Below are 19209 nucleotides of genomic sequence, written 5' to 3'. Positions count from 1 at the left end.
AAAGGATGATTAGCGCACTCCTGCCATTGCCCGCATTTGTTGCGCTATGGGGTACAATATATCATTAGCTATGCTTAACAAAATCATTCATTTTAGTATAAAGAACAAATTGATCATCGGCCTGTTCACGTTAGCGCTGATCGTGTGGGGCGTCTGGAGCGCCCTGCGTCTGCCCGTAGACGCGGTTCCGGATATCACGAACAACCAGGTACAGATCATTACCCAAACGCCTACCCTGGCAGCCCAGGAAACGGAGCAACTCGTCACCTATCCCATTGAACAGAGCCTGGCCAACCTGCCAGATCTCGTTGAAATGCGCTCTATCTCCAGGTTTGGCCTTTCTGTGATTACCGTGGTGTTTGAAGATGAAGTAGACATTTATTTTGCCCGCCAGCTGATCGGTGAAAAGCTCAAAGAGGCAGAGCAAAAAATCCCCAAAGGCATCGGCACACCCGAGCTGGCGCCGGTGAGTACCGGCCTCGGCGAGGTGTATCAATATATTCTCCATCCTAAGAAAGGGTCGGAGAACAAGTACACGGCGATGGACCTCCGCACCATGCAGGACTGGATTGTAGCCCGTCAACTGTATGGCACCAAAGGTATTGCAGAGGTAAACAGCTTCGGTGGATTGCTGAAACAATATGAGGTAGCTGTTAACCCGGCCAAACTCAAAGGCATGAATATTACCATGACCGAAATTTTCAATGCACTTTCCAAAAATAATGAAAATACCGGCGGCGCCTACATCGATAAAAAACCAAATGCTTACTTTATCCGCGGCATTGGCCTGGTAGGCAATATGGAGGATATCCGCAACATTGCCGTCAAATCAGTGAATGGTATTCCTGTACTGGTGCGGGATGTGGCAGACGTACAGCTGGGCAGCGCTATCCGTTATGGCTCAGTAACCTACAACGGAGAAAAAGAAGTGGTAGGCGGTATCGTGATGATGCTGAAAGGCGCCAACAGCGCTGCTGTAGTAACACGGGTAAAAGAAAAGCTCAACACCATCCAGAAATCTCTTCCGGAAGATGTGGTCATTGAAGCTTACCTCGACCGCACAGACCTGGTAAACAGGGCTATCAATACGGTAAAAACCAATCTCGTTGAAGGCGCTCTGATCGTTATTTTCGTGCTGGTATTGTTCCTCGGTAATTTTCGTGCAGGGCTGATCGTTGCTTCTGCCATTCCGCTGTCCCTGCTTTTTGCACTGGGCATGATGAATGCCTTCGGGGTAAGCGCCAACCTGATGAGTTTGGGCGCCATCGACTTTGGATTGATTGTAGACGGTGCAGTGATTATCGTGGAAGCCACCTTACATCATTTGTCGCTACGCAGCTCCACGCAAAAACTTACCCAGGCTGAAATGGATGAGGAGGTATATGTTTCCGCCTCTAAGATACGCAACAGTGCCGCTTTCGGGGAGATCATCATCATGATCGTGTATATCCCTATCCTGACGCTGGTTGGCATCGAAGGCAAAATGTTCAAGCCCATGGCGCAGACTGTGGCCTTCGCCATACTGGGCGCCCTTTTGCTCTCGCTTACCTATATTCCCATGGTGAGCGCGCTGGTACTACCCAAAAAAGTATCGCATAAAAAGAATTTATCCGACAAGATCATGGATTTCTTTCACCGGCTATATGCGCCGGTACTGAACTGGGCCATCCGCTTTAAAGTGGCCGTGGTGGGTGTTACCGTCGCCATCTTTGGTATAGCCGTATTGTTGTTTGGCCGCATGGGCGGCGAGTTTATCCCGCAGCTGGAAGAAGGCGATTTCGCTTTTCACTGCATTCTCCCGCAGGGAACGTCTTTGTCGCAGAGCATTGAAACCTCTATGCAGGCGAGCCGTATTATACGCACCTTCCCGGAAGTAAAGATGGTGGTAGGCAAAACCGGTAGCGCGGAAGTGCCCACAGACCCTATGCCACCAGAGGCTACCGACCTGATGGTACTGCTGAAACCGAAATCGGAATGGACTACCGCCAGGACTTACAACGAACTGGCAGATGCTATCATGGAAAAACTGGAAGTGATACCCGGTGTTTTCTTTGAAGCCAACCAGCCGATACAGATGCGTTTCAACGAGCTGATGACCGGCGTACGACAGGATGTAGCCATTAAGATTTTTGGTGAAAATATAGATACACTGGCATCGCTGGCCCCCAGGGTGGCAGCGGTGGTACAGTCGGTAAAAGGGGCTACAGAACCACAGATCGAAAGAACTACCGGGCTGCCTCAAATCACCGTACAATACGATCGTGCCAAGATAGCTGCTTACGGTATGAACATAGAAGACATCAACCGCACGGTAAGGACGGCATTCGCTGGCGAGGCCGCCGGCGTTGTGTTTGAAAACGAACGCAAATTTGATATGGTGGTCAGGCTCGACAGCGCCAGCCGCTCCTCTATCGATGATGTGCGCGACCTGTTTGTGGCCTTATCCGATGGTAACCAGATCCCGCTTTCCCAGCTGGCTGATATCTCCTTCCGGGAAGGACCTGCACAGATAAGTCGTGAAGATGGCCGTCGCCGCATTGTAGTTGGTTTTAACGTTAAAAACAGGGATGTACAGAGTGTGGTAAAGGACATACAGCAAAAACTCACCGCTGCCAGGTTGCTGCCATCCGGCTATTACTACACCTATGGCGGTACTTTTGAGAACCTGCAGCAGGCGTCTGCACGATTAATGATCGCCGTACCGGTAGCGTTGGCGTTGATATTCCTGCTGTTGTACTTTACCTTCCGCTCCATTAAAGAGTCGGTGCTTATCTTTACCGCTATCCCTATGAGCGCCATTGGCGGCGTTTTCGCCTTGCTGCTGAGAGGCATGCCTTTCAGTATATCCGCGGGCGTAGGCTTCATCGCCTTGTTTGGCGTAGCCGTATTAAACGGGATTGTGCTGATCAGCACCTTCAATCAGCTGGAAAAAGATGGCATCGGCGATCTCATAAAACGTGTCATCGAAGGTACGAAGATCAGGCTACGCCCTGTGCTGATGACAGCCACCGTAGCGTCTTTCGGCTTCCTGCCCATGGCCTTGTCGAGAGGCGCCGGTGCAGAAGTGCAACGGCCACTGGCCACCGTGGTAATCGGGGGACTGATCACCGCCACCTTCCTGACGCTGGTAGTGCTGCCGTTGTTGTATATCCTCTTCAATACTGATTTTAAGCGGAAATTCCCGCCCGCAGCCGCCGCAGTAGCATTACTTGGGTGCCTCTTATTCCCCCGGGCCGTAGTGGCACAGGAAGTTCCGGAAAAACGTATGGGCGTTAACGATGTATTATCCATGGCGCAACAGAATCTCCAATACAACATCAACAAGGCGCAGGAAAAAAGAACCAATATACAGATCCATTCAGCCGGCATGTTACCGAAGACCGGTGTATTTGCAGAAAACGAAGACCTCCGTCCCAGCGATCACACCGGCATCTTAAAAGTGGGTCTTTCCCAAGCCGTGGCTTGGCCCGGGCTCTACAAGGCGCAGAAGAAACTTTATACAGAACAGGCCAGGTATTACCAGGTGAATAGTACCATGCTAAATGTATCCATTAAGAAAGATATCCGGCAGGTTTACTACCAGCTCTGGTACCTCGATGATAAAGCCAGTCTCTATCGGCAGCTCGATAGCATCTACCAGTCTTTAACGGCAGCTGCAGTGTTGCGGGTAAAGGCAGGCGAAAATCCGGGGCTCGACAGCATCTCCGCCCAGGCCAGGCAAAGGGAACTGCGGGCACAACTGGAACAGCTGAAAGATGACATCACCATCCAGCAGCAGTCATTAAAACAGTTATTGAATACGAGAGATGCTATCCTGCCATTGGGTGCACCGCTGGAAAAACTCGGGTTTACTTTTACCGGTCCTGCTACCGATAGCCTGCATCCCGCACTGGCCCTGCAACAACAGAACGTGAACATTGCTTCGGCAAACGTGTCGGTGATCAAAAATGAGAACCGGCCTGAATTTTCCGGCAGGTTCTTTAGCCAGCGGCTATATGGCGCCACAGACCCTTACAGCGGTTTTTCCGTAACCGCGTCCGTTCCTTTGTTTGGTCTCGGCGCATATCGCAATAAGGTAAAAGCCGCCCGGGCGGAAGCAGATGTGCAACAGCAACAACTGGAATATAATAAACAGGTATTTAGCACGCAGCAATCGCAAATGACGAAAGAGGTGGAAAAGAATAACCGCATGCTTCAGTTTTATGAAAGCTCCGGCCTCAAACAGGCACAGGAGATCATCAAAGCGGCTACACTGGCCTATCGCTCCGGCGAGATCAGTTTCGCGGAGCTGTCGCAATTCCTGACACAAGCCATCACCATCCGGCAAAACTACCTGGACGTGCTGAATGCATATAACCAGGCCGTTATTCAACATAACTATTTCAACAATCTATAAATTATTTAAGCCTTGTATAAAATGAGCAGGAAAATTATCATCACTACCTTATGTGCAGGCGCCCTCTGGCTAACCGCATGCTCCGGATCCGGCCCCGGCAAAGGCACTGCCGGAGAGGAAGCCACAGCCAATGGTGAAGGCGGCCATAAAGAGGAACATGAAAATCCCAATACGGTTACGTTTTCTCCGGAGCAAATCAAAAGTATTGGCATCAGTACCGGCGCAATAGAAACAAAGCAGCTTAGCTTCTCTCTCAAAACCAATGGTACATTACGTGTTCCCAATCAGAATAAAGCAACCATCAATTCGCTTTACAGCGGCGTAATCCGTACACTGCTGATCCAACCGGGTAACACCGTAAAAAAGGGACAAGTGATTGCTACCATCAGCAACCCTTCTTTTGTACAATCCCAAAGTGAGTACCTGGCCGTAATGACCCGGCTAAAGCTCGCTGAACAGGAAGTGACGCGGCAGCGGGAACTGACCGCAGGCAACGCCGGCGCCCTGAAAAACCTCCAGGCCGCAGAAACGGAATATAAAACGCTGCAAACACAAAGGTCTACCCTCGGCCAGCAAATCAGGATGATGGGTATTAACCCGGATCAACTATCCAACGGCAGGCTCATCGCAGACATATCTGTTCGCAGTCCTATCAATGGTGTAGTCAGTAATGTAGCCGTGCAGATAGGTAGTTATGTGGACCTGACCTCCCCTATCGCAGATATCGTAGACAACAGCCAGCTGCACCTGGATTTATTTGTGTATGAAAAAGACCTTTCTAAATTGAAAGAAGGACAGACCATCCATTTTACCCTTACCAATAATCCCGGGAAGGAGTATGATGCAGAGATCTTTTCGCTGGGATCCACCTTCGAAGGCGAATCCAAAGCAGTAACCGTTCATGCAAAAGTAAAAGGCGACAAAACTGGTCTGATAGATGGTATGAATATCACGGCCATCATCAGTCTGCAGAAAGCAACGGTAAAGGCTATTCCAACGGAAGCCATCGTGAACTATCAGGGCAGGGATTATGTTTTCATGGCGACCGATGAGCATGCCGAAGCAGAGCATCACCAGGAGAGTGAAGCCGGCCACGACCACAGCGCCGGGGAGCCACATGATCATAAAGAAAAAGAGTCCCCAGCTGCGAGTCAGGGTACGGGCGTTACCTTTGAAAAAGTGCCGGTAGTGAAAGGTACTACCGATGTCGGGTATACGGAGATTACTTTACTGAAGGAAATACCTGCCGCTTCAAAAATTGTGGTAAAAGGTGCCTTTTTTGTATTAGCAAAAATGACAAATGCCGGGGAAAGCCATGAACACTAAGTTCATGGCCATCCGGACGTTCTAACTATAAATAAACTTTCTATGAGTACTACAACGTCTGCTTCCAAAACAGCGCCGGTGCGGTTGCCGGAAACCACCAATCATAATGATCATGATGATCATACGGAGACAGAAACCACACATGCTCATGGAGGGCTGTTGGGCAAACACGCAGAGCTCATCTTCAGTTTACTCTGTGGCGCATTGCTGGGTATTGGGTTTGGCTTGTCTTACCTGGAACTGGTGCCATCCACTGTTTCCCTGGTACTTTATATAGCGGCCTATTTCTTTGGCGGATTTTACACCGCCAGAGAGGCGGTGCAAACAATTGCGAAGGGAAAATTTGAGATCGATTTTCTCATGCTGGTAGCTGCTGCCGGCGCCGGTATTCTTGGTAGCTGGGCAGAAGGCGCCTTGTTATTATTCCTGTTCAGTCTTGGTCATGCGCTGGAACATTTTGCCATGGAGCGCGCTAAGAAATCTATCGCGGCCTTGTCGGAACTGGCGCCTCGTACCGCCTTCCGGAAAGAGAACGGCAGCACCCGGGAAGTACCCATCACGGATCTCATTCCCGGAGATGTGATCGTAATAAAACCCAATACTAAAATTTCGGCGGATGGCATTGTGGTGAAAGGTAATAGTAGCGTGAACCAGGCGCCTATTACCGGCGAAAGTATGCCGGTAGACAAGAAAGCAGTAGATGACCCCGAAATAGCGGTGGACAAAGCTGCATCGCTCGATGCCGCCTACAAGGTATTTGCCGGCACTATCAACGGAAATGAGTTGCTGGAAGTAAAGGTAACGAAGGCCGCGAACGACTCCACCTTATCCAGGTTGATTAAGCTGGTGAATGAAACACAGTCGCAGAAATCGCCTACCCAACTCTTTACTGACCGGTTTGAAAAATACTTTGTGCCGGCGGTCATCCTCATCGTTACGCTATTATGCTTTGCCTTCCTGGTAATAGACGAACCATTCAGCAAAAGTTTCTACCGCGCGATGTCGGTACTCGTAGCCGCCAGCCCTTGCGCACTGGCTATTTCCACTCCCAGTGCCGTATTGAGCGGCGTGGCGCGGGCCGCCAGAGCCGGTGTACTGATCAAAGGCGGCGGACCGCTGGAAGATCTGGGGGCACTGGAAGTATTAGCATTCGACAAAACCGGTACGCTGACAGAAGGCAGGCCAAAGCTCACCAAAATCATCCCGCTCGCAGGCATGACAGAGAACGAGCTGTTGAAGATCGTAGTAGCGGTAGAGTCGCTGAGCGACCACCCGCTGGCCAAAGCTATTTCAAAAGGTGGCCGGGAGCGATTAAAAAATGAATCCATTCCCGCTGCGCATGATATGGAAGCCGTGCTGGGCAAAGGCATCAAAGCTGCCCTGGGAGCCGATGATATCTATATGGGTAACATGGCCCTTTTCAAATCGCTCGACCATGCGCAGCCTGATGATGACATTGCTGCACAGGTAACCACTTCAGAGAAAGAAGGAAATACCACCATGCTCGTACGCAGAAACCAGGAGTACATTGGTATCATTGCCGTGATGGATACGCCGCGGGCAGAAGCCAAACAGGCATTAGCTGAGCTGAAGGCGGCTGGTATCCGCCGCATGGCCATGCTCACCGGCGATAATGAAGAAGTAGCCAAAGCGGTAGCCGCGGAAGTGGGCGTAACAGATGTATATGCCGGTCTCCTTCCCGAGCAGAAAGTAGCCGTTATCCAACAGCTCACCAAAGATGAAAGCAAGATTGCCATGGTAGGCGATGGTGTAAACGATGCACCTGCAATGGCCAAAAGCACGGTAGGCATAGCTATGGGCGCCGCCGGAAGCGATGTAGCATTGGAAACAGCCGATATTGCCCTGATGGGTGATAAGCTGTCGCTGCTGCCATTTGCCATAGGATTGAGCCGGAAAGCACGGAAGATCATTCGCCAGAACCTCGTGATTAGCCTGGGCGTAGTAGCTATTTTGATACCGCTCACAATTTTGGGTATTGCTTCTATCGGCCCCGCCGTGATAGCGCATGAAGGGTCTACGCTCGTGGTGGTATTTAATGCTTTACGTTTGCTGGCCTATAAATGGGGACAAAAATAGATGTTTATCGCTATAACAAATAAGGCTTGTAAGTAAACCTTACCGGCCTTGTTTACTTTTAGTGCCCAGGTAACTTCTCCCCGCTGCCAGGTGATTAATAGTATCGGCCATGCGTTGTATCCTCGCTTCCGGCACGGTTACCTCCATCATCCATTGCAGGCATTTTTCCTGTTCCTCCGGTGAGGAAGCCCGGAAATTGCGCAAGGCTTCAGGTTCGTCCTGCAGGCACTCGAGAAAATCGGCCGGTATAACTTCTTTTGTTTGTTGGCCTACAGGAAATAATATCAATCGCACCTGTTCGCCCGCTTCTTTCCTGATCTGCTTGCGGATGGCAGCTTTTACAGGCAACATCATCACGCCCTTTTTGAGGGGCATCAGGTTGCTGACCGGCAATTCATATTGATCAATGAACCCGCGGACTTTACGCATGCCGAAATAGCCCTGGCCTTTGGGCAGGTCCGGCAGGCGTATAAATGTCCAACCGCCTTTGCCGTCGAAACGTTCGAGTGGTAATACTTTATCGATGAGTGGTGTATCCATGACTGATGATAAAGTTATCATAAATGAGATGAATAAAAAAAACGGCCGCAGGTCCTGGATGATTACAACCAATTTCTGATACCAGGGTGATTCCGTTTCCCCGGAAATGTAAAAGGGGACGTCTCAAAATAATGGAGGCGTCCTTTTATGCTTTAGTCAGTTATCTGTTAAATTCAGGATGAAACCCACCCAATACAAGAAGTAAAACCCAACTATCAGTCACCCATTTCATTTTTGTGATATAAAACATATTCTATGCGACTGATCCTGTTATTGTTCCTCACCTGCTTTATTCGTTGCTATACCTTTGCCCAGGGGGCATTTACGCTGCAAGGTGAGACAGACACCATTTTCAACGGTTCCTATATTCATATCTATGGCGTGGACTGGTCGGGATTGAACCCGAAAATATCCGATTCAACACGGGTTGTTGATGGTCATTTTACTTTTAAAGGCCAACTGAATACGCCAGGCCTTCTATTTTCCGTATTTACGTCTGGTGAACCACGTGCAATGACCCAGGTTTATCTCGAGGGACATCATATGAAGCTGACGCTTAAGGGGAAGCGTTGGCACGATAAAGGGAATGCGGTACTAACCAACTCGCAGAGTAACGCAGATTGGCAGGAATTGCGAATTCTGACAGGCAGTGCCGAGCGCACACTTTTTGCCTGGTATCGCTACAGAGACAGCCTTACCGCTCTTCACCCGGACAGCACATTTGCTGCCATCAGTGATACGCTCAAAAGACTGCAACGCCAGGTAGTTGAGATTGAAAAGAACTGGGTAACACTTCATCCGCGCGCATATATATCCCTGGTAAAACTTTCCTACTCCCTATTCAATGACCTTACCCTGGAAAATCTGCAGGCGATGTATACCGGGCTCTCACCAAAGCTGCAAACCAGTGCTGAAGGTAAAGCATTATACAAGCGCATTAACAGCAGGGAAGCGATACATCCGGGAGCTATAGCGCCAGAACTGACGGCAAGGGATACGTCAGGAAAAATAATAGCACTGAAGGACTGCCGTGGCCGTTATGTGTTGCTGGACTTCTGGGCTTCCTGGTGTGGTCCCTGTCTGCAACAGATACCCCTCGTAAAAAAGTTCCGTGATACCAACCAGTCCAAAAATCTTACTATTATTGGTGTTTCGCTTGACGATGACATTGAAAACTGGAAAAAAGCGATCTTACAACATGGGCTGAACTGGAAACATGTGTCTGACCTGGTGGGATGGAAAGGTGAAACAGGGATAAACTACAATATCCAGTTTATTCCGCAGAATGTGCTAATTGGGCCGGATGGGCGCATAATTGCACTGAACATCAATCTCGATAAATATACATTATAATTTTCTCCGGAAAGAAATTTAATTTCCAACAATGCAATTGCTTTTGAAAACACTACGGGTGTTATTACCGTTGTTACTGACAACCGGCATTACTTGTGCACAGCAAGGCTTGCAGACGAACAACATCATTTACAATGATTCTACTGTTATTTATATTGCCAACAATTTTGTTTTCAATACGGAAGTGAACTACCAGCCATTCGACATACATCTGCCATTCAGGGACCTGCATTATGTGGTATATGGAAAGCAGCTGGAAGTAGCAATATTCCGAATGAAGGAGTTATTGGATAATGGCGGATATATTACCGGGGGATCACTCCGTGACACATGTTCCAGCGATACTTTCGTTTTTAATACCGCCAATATGTATTTCCAGGTAACTAAGAACGGAAAGCTAATTACTGATTGGACCCCCGTGACACATACAGGCGTTTACACAGATACTTTCAGAGCGACGCTGGAAAAGCCGACTAAAATTTTTGTGCGCAAAGGCTTGTTCCTGGTGGCTGATAGCTTATCTGAAGGCGACAGCATCCAAATAAGATTCCGTCAACATCAGGAAGCCCCATTCCTGGCTATCTACTTTCTGAAAAAAGACCCACTGAGTACACCTCCCTGCCTGATGGTATCAACGGATAATCATGACCCTGATCTAACGTTGGAAAATTTTATTCGCGATTTTTACACCAGAGGATATCCGGACAAGTGGTTAACGGCGGATTTTGAAAATTTTTATGCCGACATGCCTGGTCGCTCAGACAGGAAGAATACAAAGGGTTCACAGCTCACCAGGTATACAAAAACAGCATACGTATTCCGTTCCAGGAAAGATATTCCGAATGATTCCGCTTTTGAGTACCGGTTGGTGGTAAATGGTTCCACCAATGAAAAATGGCACAAATCCGGGCCTGTGATCTTCGTTGCGGGATTAGCATCCGGGAAGAGATATCAGCTGGAGGTAAGATATGCAGACAAACCGACCCAGGTGTTTGTAAAGAGGTTTTACGTTCCTCCCACCTGGTACCAGCAGCCATGGGTGATCATACTGGCAGCGGTGATTATACTGGCACTAATCACGCTCCTGTGGCTGTTCTTCCGGCAGCGGTGGAAGAAACGGCAGCTGGAGGCACAACGCGCCCGCGTTACGGCATTATATACACAGCTGAATCCTCATTTTTTATTCAATGCTTTGGGCTCCATCCAGGGATTGTTGAATGAAGGTCATGTGGAGAAAGCCAATCAATATCTTTCTGGTTTTGGCAGCCTGCTGCGAAATACACTCAACAACGGAGAGCGGGACTTTGTAACATTGGAGCAGGACTTACAGCACATGCAGCGCTATGTTAGCCTGGAGCAACTCCGGCGACCCTTCCTTTACCTGGTAGAGGTTGGACCAGGAATTACCCTGTCAGATATTGATATATTGCCGATGCTGTTTCAACCTGTTATAGAAAATGCATTGAAACATGGGTACAAGGGCCGGCCCCTGACCCTGGGCATCCATCTGCAAAAACTGGGAAACGACCTGCTGATAAAGATCCAGGACGATGGAAAAGGATTTGACGTAAAACAGCAACCTCCCGGGAAAGGTCTTCAGTTAATAGCAGAACGCGTAGCCATCTTCAACCGCTTCGAAAAAGCGAAGCGCATTTATTGGCGGGTGGAAAGCAGCCATACAGGAACTTTGGTTTACTTTACATTCAAAAACTGGCTGGATGATTAAAGCACTTATTATAGAAGATGAAGAACACAACCAGCACAACCTCCGGCAGCTATTAAGCAAATATTGCAGCCAGGTACAGGTAGTGGGAATGGCCGCTGATGCTACTGAAGCCAGGCAGCTCATTGCAACGCTGCAACCGAAGCTTTTATTCCTGGATGTGCAATTGTCCGGCACAAACGCTTTTACCTTACTCCAGGAGCTGGGCAGCTACGACTTTGAAGTAATATTTGTGACAGCCTTCAGCGAATATGGCATCAAAGCAATCCGCTTTTCCGCAATCGATTATCTCATGAAGCCCCTGGATATCCAGGAGCTGGTGAATGCCGTCAATAAAGCAGTGGAAAGGATTACGCAAAAGCAGGAAAATCTCCATCTGCGTAACCTATTACACTACCTGCAACACGCGCAAAATAAACAGGAACACCGGATTGCTATTTCTTCCCTGAAAGAAATGAGGCTCGTAGCGGTGCAGGACATTCTTCGCTGTCAGAGCGAAAACTCCTATACCTTTTTCTATTTATCCAATGGAGAGAAGATACTCTCTACCATTCCCATCTCCGACTATGAAGAATTATTGCTGAATTATGGTTTCATTCGCTGCCATCAATCACACCTGGTAAACCGCAAGTATGTCCGGAGCCTGCTGCGCAACGATGGATATATGCTGCAGATGACCGATAATACGACAGTGCCGGTTTCCCGGCAAAAGAAAGATATGGTAAAGGAGGCCTTGCTGAGAAATTAACAGCATTTACTGTAAAAGCCCGTCACGCGGAACACGTGACGGGCTTCCTCTCTCTAAAAAATATAACCGGCCGCCTACCTGGCAATAAACAACAATGCATCGGCTACCACGACTCCATCGGCCCCCACGTTACTGACTTCCACATAGGCTTTTTCTCCTGCCGGTAACCGGAAAGTACCCAAAGATACCCATTCGCCGGAGGTCTGGCCTTCCACCTTAATGGCATCTGCCGCCACTTTCACCGGCGTCAGTTTTTTCCCGTCAAACACTTGTACCTGGGTAACAGTCGCCATACTGGCCTGTTTCGGTACATAGCTGTAAATATGATATTCGCCCGCACGCTGAATGCCTGGCGTAAAACGGACCCACTTCTGCGTACTACCTTTACTGTCATCTACGTACAGGGAAGGACCATACCCTCCCCTTGTCTCTTTCTTCCAATCGCCCTGCAGCTTCACATGTGCGACATCGTCATTGTCTACCAGGATTTCCGGCGTGCTGTTATCTGCCAGCGGATTGGCGGCCAGCAATTGCTGTACCTTTTTTACTGGCACGTCCTGTACAGGCACGCGGCTGTCGATAGCCACCACTGCAGCGGTAGCCGCTGATTGCGCCAATGCCATAAATACCGGCTCCATCCGGATGGAACCATAGGCAATGTGGGAAGCCGACAAACAAACCGGTACCAGCAAGTTGGCACATTCGCCTGCTTTGGGGATCAATGCACGATAAGAAACAGGATACGGGCCGAAACCTCCCACCTGCACATCGCCCTCGTTCTTTACCATACCATTGACTACCAGGCGCTGACAATTATGCGAATCCATCGTATATGCTGCCATGCCTACACCGTCGTTCACGGTAGCACGACCTTCACAATTGGCCTGCGTCATCACGTAAGCGCCTACCATGCGGCGCACTTCCCGCACATATAGCTGGGGCGACCAATGCCCGTTGTTTGTATATTCATCTTTAGGATATCCCCATTTTAACATCTCACGGCGTAAGTGCTCCGGCATCCGCGGATCGTGACCAATGAAATACAACAGCCCCTTGTTGTATTGCTCATGTTCACGGATAATCTGCTGACGGGTGGCCGCATCTGCCTCGGGATAGTTGTAATTCATCCCTATCATATCGGTAGAAAACGCACCATTGTTGTTGATATCTGTTTTACCATTAGGCATCTCATCAAACTTCAGAAAACTCCCCAGGCCTTTGGCTGGCGCCTTTTCCAGCACACGCAGTAAGAGCTCATACCGGGAAGCATCATATCCTTCCGGTTGCGTAATGGGGATCATGTTGTTGGCCTGGTTGGTGAGACAGATACGGAAATTATACGCCTGTACACTTTTATCGCCCGTACCTTTTGCCAGCAAGGATACAGGGCTGATTCCCCATAACAAGCCGCTTTCCGGCTTACCCGGCGTCTTATAGGGATCTATTCCATCGGGGAACTGGTGCTTATCCCTCAGCTGCACACCATTATAGGTTTCCTGGTAAACGCTATTGTCCTCACGGCCTACGGTATACGAAACGCCGGCTTTTGCCATCAGGTCGCCCTCATAGGAACAATCGATAAACACGCGCGCTTTTACTACGATGGGAGATGTTCCCTGCACCGTAATTTCACGGATGTAGCCATTTTCCTTATGCACGGCTGTGAGTGGATGTTCCCTCCACACTTCCACGTTAGCGCTTTTCAGATAGCCATCAAATGTTTGCGACGCCACACCCGGCTCAAATATCCATTGTTCAAACTTGCCATAGTGCTGGCCGATACGCCGGTAAAAATCGCGGGCAAGGCCGGTGATCGCATATTTATTACCGATGTCGGTATAGCCCAGGCCGCCGGTAGTAAGCCCGCCCAGGTGTTTACCAGGCTCTATCAGCAATACGGATTTATGCAATTTTTTGGCGGTATACGCCGCCATGATACCGGCGGAGGTACCACCATACACGCAGATGTCCACTTCTTTGGGCGTACCGGCCTGTAATGCAGCCGGCATGGTTAACAGGCAACAAATAGCCAGTATCCATAATCTGATTGATTTTATCATGATCGTCATTTTTTTAATAGCCAGGGTTTTGGTCTTTGACCGGGTCAATCGCTTTATTATAGTTGTATTCAGTAGTGGGAATAGGCCACAGCAGGTGCTTATCGGCTACCGTAATTCCTTTCACCGCCTTAATCACTTCTTTCACAATACCCAACCGCTTCAGGTCCAGCCAGTGTTTGCCTTCGCCGCAATCTTCATAGGCACGCTCCTTTACTACCTGGTCTATAAATGCCTGCAGGCTCCCATAGTCCGCCAGTTTAAAATCAACCGTAGCATCTGCCACCAGTGGGTTCTTACCATATCCCCGCCGGTGTACCATGTTCAGCTTTTCCAATGCATCGGTAGTGGGACCACTATTGACACGGCTGTCGCATTCGGCATAAAACAACAGCAGATCCGCATAACGGTACATCGGGTAATCGTTGCCCGCCGCTGTGGTGGTAGTTTTGTCGCTGAATTTTTTATTCAGGATAGTACTCGGCCCCAGGCCAAACGTTTGTACGTACCAGTTAAAGTCATATCTCAGGTCTTTTTTGTCCCAGTCGCGTACAAAAGTATTGTTCACCGCATCGCTGTATAAGGTATAATACCCTCCGGGAGGATAGTATCCCGCTCCGGGATAATGGGCATACATCGGATACTGAAACCCTTGCCCGTTGGGTTGCCGGGAAAATTTCATGTAGAAGATTTCTTCCGGCGTAGTAATAATATCCGGACCAAACAGTTTATCAAAATCGGCCGATACGGTTACATTTACCAGGGAAAATTTATTGGACCCGATTACCGCCAGCGCTTTGTCGCGCGCTTTCTGGTAGTCGCCAAGATTCATATATACGTCGGTGAGTACGGTTGCTGCCGCCCATTTGGAAGGGGCGCCTACCAGGCGGCCAGCATCCGGCAGATTAGCTTCTGCAAACAGCAGATCGTCCGTGATCAGCTGGTACACGGCTGCTTTGGAGCTTCTTGGCACATTCAGGGAATCCATATTGGTTTCCGTACGAATAGGCACGCCTGCCCAGTTGCGCACCAGGTAAAAATACAGTAAGGCCCGCATAAACCTCGCCTCAGCAAGAAACTTGCTTTTGTCTGCATCCGGGAGATTTTTGCCGGCAGGCGTCCGTTGGATCACGATATTGGCATTACGGATCGCTTCATAAAATGCCGCCCACATATCGTTGGTACGGGTGATGTTATTATTATCCAGTCCCACGTAATCATTCAACGGCGCATGGCTGCCACGGCCATACATGTACTCTGTATAGATTTCCTGCTGCACCTGGTAAAGCGCTCCCAGCGAGCCTCCTACACGTATAGGCGTATAAATGGCATTCAAACCGGCCTGTACTTCGGCCGCATTATTGTAAAATTGTTCTGCAGCGATCGATTGTGGTTTTTCTTCCAGCAACTTGGCACAGGAAGCAAACAACAGCACTGACAATATAGCGAGGATATTATATTTCATAACAAGAATTGAAAGGTTGGAAAATCAAAAACCACACCTGATACCAAACGTTACCGACTTATTGGTGGGATAGGTAGCATAGTCAATACCCTGGTTGACAGAACTGAGAGCGCCGGGCGCTGTGAGCGATCCATAGGCGTTGATTTCCGGATCATACCACGAATAGCGTGTGATCGTGATCAGGTTTTGTCCACTCACATACACCTGCGCTTTCTTAAACCATTTCACATGCATTTTCTCCAGCGGAATGTTATAAGCCAGTTGTATGTTTTTAAACCGCAGGTAAGAGCCGTCTTCCACAAAGCGCGTAGATACATTTCCGGCCAGCGTACGGGTGATCTTTGGATATTTAGTGTGTGTATTTTCCGGTGTCCAGTGGTCGTAAGCCACATCTTCCGGCAGGTTCAGTCCCATTCCCAGATCCAGTGTGGCAGCCTTGTTCAGGTTAAAAATATCATTGCCCTTGGAGCCCTGGATAAACACAGACAGTTCAAATCCCTTGTAGCTGGTCACTGAATTGAACCCGTAGGTAAAGTCGGGGTTCGGATTGCCAATGTAGGTTTTATCGGCGGCGCTGATTTTCCCGTCTTTATTAAGATCGGCGTATTGAAGGTTCCCCTTGTCAGTGTAACCTGTTTCTTCGTAGCCGTAGAAGATACCAAATGGCTGGCCTTCCCGCAGCAGGTTGACATAATCATTCAGCGAACCGGTATAGAATGTATTGCCGAAGATATCCTGTCCGTTGTACAATTTCACAATCTTGTTACGGTTAAAGGAGATATTGGCGTTTACATTCCAGGTAACGGCCTTCTGCAGGATGTTTACATCGGCAGAAAATTCCATGCCCTTGTTTTCCATTTCGCCTACATTCTGGAACGTCATGCGGTAACCCATAGAAGCGGGCAACTGCACGGTATTCAACAGGTTCTTTGTTCTTTTATGATAGAAATCGGCCGTAAAGTGCACCAGGTCATGAAACAGCGCTACGTCTGCACCGAAATCTGCCTGGTAGGTAGTTTCCCATTTCAGATTCCCGGGCATCACCGTACCGGGGGCAAAAGCGGTGTATAATGCATCTCCAAAAATAGTGTTGCCCGGCGTCAGCTGGTTCATGGTTTGATAGGGGCTGATCGCTGCGCTGCCGGTGGCACCGTAGCTGGCTCTCACTTTCAGGTCAGATATAACATTTGAATTTTTCAGGAAGGGCTCATCACCGGCTCTCCAGGCGATAGCTGCGGAAGGGAAATTGCTCCATTTATTACCCGATGAATAACGGGAAGACCCATCCCGGCGCACGCTCACGGTAAAGAGGTATTTGTCCATCACCGTGTAGTTCAACCTGGCCAGGTAAGAGAGCAATACCCATTTTTCATAGCTGCTGGTCGGAATTCCCGGTGTGCCAGCACTGCCGAGCGAGCCGGTTTGCGTAACATCGCTGAGGAAACCGATGCCGGAGCCATTCATGGTGGTACGCACAAAATCCTGGTAAGTGAAACCGGCTATGGCATTGATGCTATGTATCCCGAACTTCTTGTTGTAGGTCAACACATTTTCATTGAGCAGGCTGGTCGATTGCGTCGTCTTAACCGTTGCCGATCCTACAGAGTTGGTAGAAGGTTCAATGTTTGCATAGTAATCAGACCTGTCGTTGAGGTTGTCGATTCCACCCGAGATGCGGAGCGACAGATCTGCCCAGGGTTTGATGGTCAGCGCTGCATTGGAAAATACGCGGTCTCCTTTGAGGCGGTCGGAAATCTCGTTGAGCGGTATCATGGGGTTGATGATCGCATTGGAGATAAAAGGATACGCCGTATTGAGCCGGCGGTAGCTGCCATTGGGCAGGTAAGGCGTGAGGGTGGGCGGCGCCATAAGCATAGCAGAAATGAGGTCGCTGCCACGGTTACCGAGACTCGAATTCTGGCTACGTGTATTCATGCGCGTTAACGTAGCATTGTAGGACACGTTGAAAATCTTACTGATGTCGTGATCTATGCTCCCGCGAACGGAATACCGTTTATAGTCGCTGTTGCGTACAATACCATCCTGCAGGAACATACCGGCGGAGAGAGAAAACCGGGTTTTGTCTGAACCGCCACTAACGGTAGCGCTGGTATTATAGATAGGCGCATGGTGCATGATGAGGTCCTGCCAGTTGGTGCCGGGATTCAGACCGAACGTGTCGATTTGTCCTTTCGTAAAATAAGGCGCCAGGCCATCGTTTGCCGCCTGTTCGTTATACAGGGTGGCATATTGTTGTGCATTCATCAGTTTCATTTTCCGGGAAACAGACTGAATGGTATAACCGGCTGTTACTTCCACATTGGTAGGTTCTTTTCTCCGCCCGGTTTTGGTGGTAATGATCACGATGCCGTTGGCGCCACGGGAGCCATAGATCGCTGTGGAAGAAGCATCTTTGAGGATCTCCATCGATGCAATATCGGAAGGCTGTAAGAAAGTGGGATTGCCATTATAAGGGAATCCGTCGATGACGTACAGCGGATCGTTTCCACCCATGATAGAATTGATTCCCCGGATGCGCACACTGATAGCGCTGCCGGGAGCGCCATTGTTCTGGATCACACGAACGCCTGGTGCACGACCGCTGAGCGCCTGCATCACATTGGTATTAGGTTGTGCGGTAATGTCGGCAGATTTTATTTGTGATACAGATCCGGTGAGGTCACTCTTTTTGGCGGTGCCGTAGCCGATCACCACTACCTCCGTAGCGTTGTTAACGTCGGATTCCAGGCGAATTTGCAGCGGCTGTTTTGCAGCGGCCGGCACTTCCTGGGGCTTATAGCCGATATAGGATATAACGAGAACGGCTGTACGGGGGGCAGTTAATTTAAAGTAGCCGTCAGCGTTAGTTTGCGTGCCTACCTTGCTGCCTTTCACCACCACGGTGGCGCCGGGCAAAGGTTCTCCGGTGGTACCCACCACACGCCCGCTTACCTCCTGCTGCTCCTGGGGCGGCGCGGTAGGTTGGTTGCTGCGCGTGGCCTCCGCCGGTTCTATGACGATGTTTTGTCCTACGATACTCCAGGCAAGCGATTGTTGGCGGAGACACAGCTCCAGTACTTTTTCCAGGGGCGCCGATTTCACGTCAACTGTCACCAGGCTGGCGTTGTCGAGCAGGCGATGATCAAAGAAAAAGACGTACCCGGTTTGCTTTTCAATGGCACGGAAAATTTTTTCAAGTGGCGCATTCCTTTCAGACAGGGATACATTCTGGGAATAGCCCCTGGCGCTTACCTGTAAACAGGCGCATAGTAAGATGACGGCGGACAATTTCATGGCCAGAAACATTTTGGCGATACCGTTTGGTTGATGGACCGGTCGCCTGCAAATAGAATTAAATTGCATACTTTTGAATTGTTTGGGTAATAAAAGCCCTGTCCCGGTATAAAAACCAGGGAGAGAGAGTCGTGGAACGATTTTCATGGGTTACCCAAACGCCTGCCGGGAGTGCTCCAACACTTCCGGTTTCTTTTTGAGCCCCGCGAT

Annotated in this window: 10 protein-coding genes; 6 read left to right on the top strand and 4 right to left on the bottom strand. The window is 49.4% G+C overall.

Annotated elements, in window-relative coordinates; translation table 11 throughout:
• Positions 1-70: 70 nt before the first annotated feature.
• From HGH91_RS01345 to HGH91_RS01335, 3 genes are read left to right on the top strand one after another with little or no spacing between them, the layout of a single operon-like run.
• Positions 71-4396 (top strand): CusA/CzcA family heavy metal efflux RND transporter, encoded by a 4326-nt coding sequence (locus HGH91_RS01345; protein WP_168736662.1) that lies wholly within the window; start codon positions 71-73, stop codon positions 4394-4396.
• Positions 4397-4417: 21 nt separating this feature from the next.
• Entirely contained in the window at positions 4418-5722 is a 1305-nt protein-coding gene (locus HGH91_RS01340; protein ID WP_168736661.1) for an efflux RND transporter periplasmic adaptor subunit, read from the top strand.
• Between the two features lie 42 nt (positions 5723-5764).
• Entirely contained in the window at positions 5765-7819 is a 2055-nt protein-coding gene (locus HGH91_RS01335; protein ID WP_168736660.1) for a heavy metal translocating P-type ATPase, read from the top strand.
• 39 nt (positions 7820-7858) lie between these two features.
• Here HGH91_RS01335 and HGH91_RS01330 read toward each other — a convergent pair whose 3' ends face one another.
• The gene (locus HGH91_RS01330) at positions 7859-8359 is read right to left on the bottom strand and encodes a YdeI/OmpD-associated family protein (protein ID WP_168736659.1); all 501 of its coding nucleotides are present in this window, start codon (positions 8357-8359) and stop codon (positions 7859-7861) included.
• A 255-nt stretch (positions 8360-8614) separates the two neighbouring features.
• Here HGH91_RS01330 and HGH91_RS01325 point away from each other — a divergent pair, with 255 nt between their 5' ends.
• Genes HGH91_RS01325 through HGH91_RS01315 form a run of 3 tightly spaced genes read left to right on the top strand, consistent with a single transcriptional unit; the run spans position 8615 to position 12183 of the window.
• Positions 8615-9712 carry a TlpA disulfide reductase family protein gene (locus HGH91_RS01325; RefSeq protein WP_168736658.1) on the top strand — a complete coding sequence of 366 codons (1098 nt, stop codon included), beginning with the start codon at positions 8615-8617 and terminating at the stop codon, positions 9710-9712.
• Between the two features lie 31 nt (positions 9713-9743).
• A complete protein-coding gene (locus HGH91_RS01320; RefSeq protein ID WP_168736657.1) occupies positions 9744-11438 on the top strand; it encodes a sensor histidine kinase in 1695 nt (564 codons plus the stop codon).
• The gene (locus tag HGH91_RS01315; RefSeq protein ID WP_168736656.1) at positions 11431-12183 is read left to right on the top strand and encodes a LytR/AlgR family response regulator transcription factor; all 753 of its coding nucleotides are present in this window, start codon (positions 11431-11433) and stop codon (positions 12181-12183) included. Before HGH91_RS01320 ends, HGH91_RS01315 begins: the two co-directional genes overlap by 8 nt.
• A gap of 74 nt (positions 12184-12257) precedes the next feature.
• Here HGH91_RS01315 and HGH91_RS01310 read toward each other — a convergent pair whose 3' ends face one another.
• Genes HGH91_RS01310 through HGH91_RS01300 form a run of 3 tightly spaced genes read right to left on the bottom strand, consistent with a single transcriptional unit; the run spans position 12258 to position 18999 of the window.
• Positions 12258-14243 carry an FAD-dependent oxidoreductase gene (locus tag HGH91_RS01310; RefSeq protein ID WP_168736655.1) on the bottom strand — a complete coding sequence of 662 codons (1986 nt, stop codon included), beginning with the start codon at positions 14241-14243 and terminating at the stop codon, positions 12258-12260.
• A gap of 13 nt (positions 14244-14256) precedes the next feature.
• A complete protein-coding gene (locus tag HGH91_RS01305) occupies positions 14257-15705 on the bottom strand; it encodes a RagB/SusD family nutrient uptake outer membrane protein (protein ID WP_168736654.1) in 1449 nt (482 codons plus the stop codon).
• Positions 15706-15729: 24 nt separating this feature from the next.
• On the bottom strand, positions 15730-18999 hold the full coding sequence (locus tag HGH91_RS01300; protein WP_168736653.1) for a TonB-dependent receptor: 3270 nt from the start codon (positions 18997-18999) through the stop codon (positions 15730-15732).
• Positions 19000-19209 lie beyond the last annotated feature (210 nt).

Origin of the sequence: Chitinophaga eiseniae (genome assembly GCF_012641265.1) — a bacterium.
Taxonomy (GTDB): domain Bacteria; phylum Bacteroidota; class Bacteroidia; order Chitinophagales; family Chitinophagaceae; genus Chitinophaga; species Chitinophaga eiseniae_A.
The sequence above is the reverse complement of the archived record's forward strand: the minus strand, read 5'-3'. Positions and strand labels throughout refer to the sequence as shown.